Origin of the sequence: Nereida sp., from assembly GCF_965655635.1 — a bacterium.
GTDB lineage: Bacteria > Pseudomonadota > Alphaproteobacteria > Rhodobacterales > Rhodobacteraceae > Nereida.
The window spans coordinates 21,858-27,911 of record NZ_CBFHHE010000026.1; the positions used below are offsets into that span (position 1 = coordinate 21,858).

8 protein-coding genes are annotated in these 6,054 nt (G+C 54.8%); all 8 read left to right on the forward strand.

Features of this window, described 5'->3' with window-relative positions; translation table 11 throughout:
- The 8 genes from ACTF5M_RS08700 to surE all read left to right on the forward strand — a co-directional run bounded on the left by ACTF5M_RS08700 (position 1) and on the right by surE (position 5,969).
- Positions 1–783, forward strand: coding sequence for a CHASE domain-containing protein (locus ACTF5M_RS08700; RefSeq protein WP_438960627.1), 783 nt, complete (start codon positions 1–3; stop codon positions 781–783).
- 5 nt (positions 784–788) lie between these two features.
- The gene (locus tag ACTF5M_RS08705; RefSeq protein WP_438960628.1) at positions 789–1,211 is read left to right on the forward strand and encodes a histidine kinase dimerization/phospho-acceptor domain-containing protein; all 423 of its coding nucleotides are present in this window, start codon (positions 789–791) and stop codon (positions 1,209–1,211) included.
- Positions 1,141–1,653, forward strand: a complete 513-nt coding sequence (locus ACTF5M_RS08710; RefSeq protein ID WP_438960629.1) for an ATP-binding protein — start codon at positions 1,141–1,143, stop codon at positions 1,651–1,653. Before ACTF5M_RS08705 ends, ACTF5M_RS08710 begins: the two co-directional genes overlap by 71 nt.
- Before the next feature lie 54 nt (positions 1,654–1,707).
- Entirely contained in the window at positions 1,708–2,064 is a 357-nt protein-coding gene (locus ACTF5M_RS08715) for a response regulator (protein ID WP_438960635.1), read from the forward strand.
- Positions 2,065–2,248: 184 nt separating this feature from the next.
- Positions 2,249–3,718, forward strand: a complete 1,470-nt coding sequence (gene purF, locus ACTF5M_RS08720) for an amidophosphoribosyltransferase (RefSeq protein WP_438960636.1) — start codon at positions 2,249–2,251, stop codon at positions 3,716–3,718.
- A gap of 3 nt (positions 3,719–3,721) precedes the next feature.
- The gene (locus ACTF5M_RS08725) at positions 3,722–4,438 is read left to right on the forward strand and encodes a hypothetical protein (protein ID WP_438960630.1); all 717 of its coding nucleotides are present in this window, start codon (positions 3,722–3,724) and stop codon (positions 4,436–4,438) included.
- Between the two features lie 31 nt (positions 4,439–4,469).
- Positions 4,470–5,117, forward strand: coding sequence for an SDR family NAD(P)-dependent oxidoreductase (locus ACTF5M_RS08730; RefSeq protein WP_438960631.1), 648 nt, complete (start codon positions 4,470–4,472; stop codon positions 5,115–5,117).
- Positions 5,118–5,171: 54 nt separating this feature from the next.
- Positions 5,172–5,969 carry a 5'/3'-nucleotidase SurE gene (gene surE, locus ACTF5M_RS08735; protein ID WP_438960632.1) on the forward strand — a complete coding sequence of 266 codons (798 nt, stop codon included), beginning with the start codon at positions 5,172–5,174 and terminating at the stop codon, positions 5,967–5,969.
- Positions 5,970–6,054 lie beyond the last annotated feature (85 nt).

Consider the following 6,054-nt stretch of genomic DNA (forward strand, 5'->3'; position numbering starts at 1 on the left):
ATGGCGGGCGTTCAAAAATACAATCAGTTCAAAATATTTACTGGCGTGATGGGGTTAACCATCCTTGTCGCCACTGTAACTTGGGTCTACCTGAATGCAGAACGCAATAACCAAACGATCCGCGCAACCCAAGCCCGCGCAGATGCCTTTGCTGAAACACTCAAAGCTGATCTGACGAACCGCAAAGAGGCCGCCAAACGTATGGCATCGCGGATTGCCTTTGCGGGACAATTAGACACCGATGCCTTCTTGGATGATTCCCAAAATCACCTAGATGACATGCCTGGCAATCTTGCCATTAGTTGGCTCGACAACAACTTTATCGCGCGATCCACGGCGCCCATCACAAACATAGTGGCCAACGGTCGTGATGTTTCTGCAATCGGCACCGACAGGCGCCGCGCACTGTTCGCGGGCCGTGACAGCAGACGAACTGCAATGACAGACCCGTTCCCCCTTTTGAACGATGAGGGCATCGGCTTTTTGGTGTTTGAGCCGGTGTTCAATACAGATGAATTCATGGGCGGCATTGTGTCCGTGTTCTCAGTGAAAACATGGTTAGAGCCGCTAACGCCCGCAGATGTTAGCACGTCTTTGACCCTTAGCGGCGAGCCGATCTTTGCATCACCAGACTTTGTCTCAAATCCGGCAAAGAAAATCGCCACCGCCAGCGCGCAATACCTTGGCAACGAATTGAAGGTCGCGCTGAAACCTCGCGCGGCTTTTTGCAAGCACAACGGACAGATACGCCCGAAGTCGGGGCCATGTTTGCAGGTATTTTAACACTTATGAGCGGGCTTTTACTGCTGAGCGCGAACGGTTTGCGCAATGCGCGAATGGCCAGCATCCGTGACCAAGACGAGTTAGAATATAAAAACGCGCAATTGCGCGACGAAGTACTCTACCAAAAATCTGCTGAGGCAGCTGCGAAAAAGGCCGATGATGCCAAATCGCGCTTCCTTGCGGTGATGAGCCACGAAGTCCGCACGCCTTTGAACGCGATCATGGGGATGTTCGAATTGATCGAACGCGCAGACGTTCCCGAACGCCAGAAACGTCAGGCATTCAGTGGCCGCCGCTCAGCAGAACGTTTGTTTTCCGAACTCACCAAAGTACTTGATGTATCGCGCCTTGATGCAGATGTCGTTACCATCACCCCCCACCGAAGTACGCGCAAGCCTGGCCATTGCGGAGTTCCGCTCGGAGCTTAGCGGCTTTCAGGCACGTGCTGGCAACAACATATCAACAAAACTTACCGTAGACCCTGCCATTCCGCAGAGCATGTGCATTGACCTGGAACGGGTTTCACAAATTTTGACGAACCTTTTGGACAATGCTTTCAAATTCACCAAAAGCGGCCAAGTCAGCATGCATATTCGCATCGACAAGGACACCGATGGTTTGATCTTTGACATTTGTGACACGGGGCCAGGCATTTCGAAACGTCATGAGCCTGAGCTGTTCAAGCGTTTGTATCAAATCGACAACGGCGTCGCACGGCGCGCGGAAGGTAGCGGCCTTGGCCTGTCGATCAGCAAGGAAGTCGCCACTCTTTTGTCAGGCACCCTTTCCGTACGCCCTAACAGCCCCAAGGGCAGCATCTTTACTCTGACACTGTATGATTGGCGACAAGTCGATGCAGAAATTGCTTGATAAACCTCCCCAAACACACGAACCGACGGCGAATACCTTGGCTAAAAAGTATTAATTGTAGAAGACGATCCCGCGTCGCAATTCATGATGGCAGAGTTCATGGATGCGTTAGGCTATAGCTACGAGCTGGCTGAGGATTGGGAAATCTGTCTTGATCTTCTGGCCAATGAAAGTAACAGATTTGCTCTTATTTTGATGGACATCCATATGCCTAAATTTTCGGGCATCGAAGCATCTGCGCGCATTCGCGATATGCAAGAAGACCCACCCCGCAACTTACCGATTTATTTGATGTCTGCGGATCAAAATTACCACAGCCCCCGCGCCGCCCTTGACTTGGGGCTGACGGGCGCGCTTCCCAAAGCCGTGCGCATAGCGGAACTTGACAACCTTTTGGGCAGCTACTTGTAATCGCGCGCACAGCGTAGCTACCCGACAGTTCATGTTACACCTGAAATCGCGTCGCTTGTCAGGAAACTTCCGTGACACCGACAAAGCGAGTGGCTACAACGGCGATACCTGACGCGGATTCGGAGATGCACCCGTTGTGACTGAGACACCTCACACCTCCCGCCCTGAGAGCACCCCAACATCTTTGGCCCAAGAGCCAGTCTTTCGGGCCGACCCGTTTGATAACGATAAGCTAAAAGAAGAATGCGGCATTTTTGGCGTACACGGCCAACAAGATGCAGCAAACTTTGTGGCACTCGGGCTGCACGCCCTGCAACACCGCGGCCAAGAAGCAGGCGGCATCGTTGCGCACCACCCCGAACACGGTTTCAATAATGCGCGCCGTTTTGGCTATGTCCGCGACAACTTTACATCACACTCTGTGATGGAAACTTTGCCCGGGCCTGTTGCAATCGGGCATGTGCGCTATTCAACAGCTGGTTCCAAAGGGCAGACGTCCATCCGTGATGTGCAGCCTTTTTTTGGTGAGTTTTCAATGGGCGGTGCGGCCATTGCCCACAACGGCAACATCACCAACGCCGATGCGCTGCGCCGTGAGTTGACCGAACGCGGTAGCATTTTCCAAAGCTCGTCCGACAGTGAATGTATCCTGCATCTGATGGCGCGTTCGCTTCAGCGCACGATCCCCGAGAGGATGGAAGATGCCCTTCGCCGCGTGGAAGGTGCGTTTTCAGTTGTTGCAATGACCCGCACAAAACTGATCGGCGTGCGTGACCCGCTTGGCGTTCGCCCGCTCGTGCTGGGCAAACTTGGGGACGGCTATGCGCTATCGTCCGAGACCTGTGGCCTTGATATCATCGGTGCAGCGTTCGTCCGCGAGATCAAGCCCGGCGAGATGGTCGTCATTACCGATAATGGCGTTGAAAGCTCCTACCCCTTCCGGCCACAACGCCCCCGTTTCTGTATTTTCGAGCACGTCTATTTCAGCCGTCCAGACAGTATTCTTGGCGGGCGTAGCGTGTATGAAACCCGTGAGGCTATCGGCCGCGAGTTAGCAAAAGAGAACCCAGTTGAGGCCGATCTTGTTTGCCCTGTGCCTGACAGTGGCACGCCTGCAGCGATCGGATTTAGCCTTGAAAGCGGCATTCCCTACGCAATGGGCATCATCCGCAACCAATACATGGGCCGGACATTCATTGAGCCGACAGAGCAAATCCGCAACATGGGTGTGCGCCTCAAACTCAACGTGAACCGCGCCCTGATCAAAGGAAAGCGCGTAATTTTGGTCGACGACAGCGTTGTGCGCGGTACCACCAGCCGCAAAATCAAGGAGATGATTTTGGACGCTGGCGCAAAAGAAGTGCACTTCCGCATCGCGTCGCCCCCCACAGCTTGGCCCTGTTTTTACGGCGTTGACACGCCTCAGCGAGAAAAGCTACTTGCGGCAACCATGTCTGAGGAAGAGATGCGCCAGCACCTTGAAGTGGACAGCCTAAAATTCATCTCGCTTGATGGTCTTTACCGTGCGGTGGGTGAGGCAAAGGGCCGAGATCCGCAGCATCCTCAGTATTGTGACGCGTGTTTCAGCGGTGAATACCCCGTTAAGCCGACCGACATGATCGAAAAAGGCTTTGAAATGAAGGCCGCTGAATAGGCCATGGGCCCGCGCATCCTGATCCTTGGAAGTGGTCCGGATGCGCCACAAGCGGCCAATTGGGACCGCGGTGTTTTTGACCACATAGTCGTGATCAACAACGCGTGGCGGGTACGCCCTGATTGGTCGCATCTTATTCATCCTGAAGATTTTCCGGCGGACAAACGTCCCGCAACGGTGTCCCCACCCCAAAATATCATTACAGCAGATGATTATGTCACGGTGCAAAACACCTACGGCGGCTTTGTTTACGCCGGTGGAACGATGGCTTTCACCGCTGGATACTGGACGTTGGGTGCGTTGAGCCCATCTGTAATGGCATTCTTTGGATGTGACATGATGTATGCCGCCCAGGGCAACACCCACTTTTACGGCAAAGGCACCGCAGACCCGCTGCGCGAGGACATAAGCCTTCGGTCCCTTGAAGCTAAATCCGCCCGCTTAGCACTTCACGCAAACGCCGCAGGCTGCAACGTCGTAAACTTGTCAGCCGCGCCAAGCCGGCAAGTCTTTCCACGCGCCAAACTTACAGACATCGGACAGCTGCAAACCACGCCGCCCCAACTTTCTGATTTGGCGATGGCGGATGTGCTTGGCGCAGAAAAATCTCTGGGCTATTTCGTGGCCTCAGGGCGTTATTGGGAAAGCTCAGCGCAATTTGACGTAGACGAGATTGATCGTCTTGATGCCATGTGGCGCGCTGCCTATTTGCCATCTTGACGTTCCAGCCCTCACGCAGCACACCGCGTATATGACGAATGACACAAAAATCGCCCTCATCACCGGTGCCAGCCGCGGCCTTGGCCACGCGCTTGCCCTCGCCCTTGCGCCGACCCATCACATCATTGCCGTTGGCAAAACCGTTGGGGCCCTCGAAGAGCTTGATGATCTAATCCAAGCACAGAGTGGTCAGGCAACCTTGGCTCCGATGAGCATTCAGACAGAAGCGGCGATGCAGCAACTATGCCGTTCCATCCACGATCGGTGGGGGCAAATCGATTTTTGGGCGCATACAGCAATTCATGCAGCCCCCTTGGCCCCGGCAAATGCGATGGGACCAAAAGACTGGTCAAAATCCGTTGATATCAACGTGAATGCCACAGCACAGTTGATCCCAATGATTGCGCCACTGCTGCGTCCAACGGCCCATGCTGTATTTTTTGATGATGCTACCGTCGGTCAGAAATTCTACGGCGCCTATGGTGCAACAAAAGCCGCACAGATTGCGCTTGTTAAAAGCTGGCAGGCGGAAAGCGCCAACATTGGCCCGCACATTCACATTACAACACCTGCCCCCATGCCCACCAGCACACGCGCGCGTTTTCACCCCGGTGAGGACAGGAACCTGCTAACAGACCCAGCAGATGAAGCGAAACGCATCTTGGCAGATATTTTTTAGGCCCGCAGCACCGCTCTGCTTGCCCCACGCCCTTTGCTCGCCTAACACGGGTGTATGCGTATTTTAATTACAAATGATGACGGCATCGCCGCCCCCGGCCTCAAGATTATGGAGGCCATCGCCCGCGACGTCGCGGGGCCTGATGGTGATGTCTGGACCGTGGCGCCTGCGTTCGAACAATCAGGCGTGGGCCACTGTATCAACTATACCCACCCCACAATGATTTCCGAATTAGCGCCACAGCGCTTTGCTGCCGAAGGCGCGCCAGCAGATTGTGTTTTGGCCGGGCTGCACCACGTCATGAAAGACTGTCCGCCCGACCTGGTTTTGTCCGGCGTTAACCTTGGGAACAACTCAGCCGAGAACACGCTGTATTCAGGCACCATCGGTGCTGCGATGGAAGCAGCACTTCAAGGGCTGCCTGCAATTGCGCTGTCGCAATATTACGGGCCCGCCATGAAGGATCTGGAAGACCCATTCGAAGGGGCAGCCGCATATGGTGCCACGGTTGTTAAGCAGCTTTTGAAAACAGGCTTTGAGACACCAGATGCACACGGATACCGCACATTTTATAATGTGAACTTTCCGCCCGTTGCCGCAGCAGATGTCAAAGGCACCCAAGTCGTACGCCAAGGTCGCCGGCAAGGCACAAGCTTCAGCGTGTCCCCCCAAAACTCCCCCACAGGTCGACAGTTCATGTGGGTGAAAGGTGGCGATCAGCGTGCCCCTTCAGCCGCAGGTACCGACGCGGCCGTAAATCTTGCAGGCTACATCAGCGTCACCCCGATGCGCGCTGACTTGACCGCGACAGATGAGCTCGACCACATCTCACAGGCATTCGACCGCCCATGAACGCACCAAGTTACACCCCCGAGCAGAAGATGCAGTTTCTCTTTGCGCTCCGCTCTCGCGGGTTAACGGACGCTCGCGTGCTCAA

Coding starts and splice junctions, on each gene's coding strand:
- ACTF5M_RS08700 (WP_438960627.1), top strand. CDS start 1: ATGGCGGGCGTTCAAAAATACAATCAGTTCAAAATATTTACTGGCGTG.
- ACTF5M_RS08705 (WP_438960628.1), top strand. CDS start 789: ATGAGCGGGCTTTTACTGCTGAGCGCGAACGGTTTGCGCAATGCGCGA.
- ACTF5M_RS08710 (WP_438960629.1), top strand. CDS start 1,141: ATGTCGTTACCATCACCCCCCACCGAAGTACGCGCAAGCCTGGCCATT.
- ACTF5M_RS08725 (WP_438960630.1), top strand. CDS start 3,722: ATGGGCCCGCGCATCCTGATCCTTGGAAGTGGTCCGGATGCGCCACAA.
- ACTF5M_RS08730 (WP_438960631.1), top strand. CDS start 4,470: ATGACGAATGACACAAAAATCGCCCTCATCACCGGTGCCAGCCGCGGC.
- surE (WP_438960632.1), top strand. CDS start 5,172: ATGCGTATTTTAATTACAAATGATGACGGCATCGCCGCCCCCGGCCTC.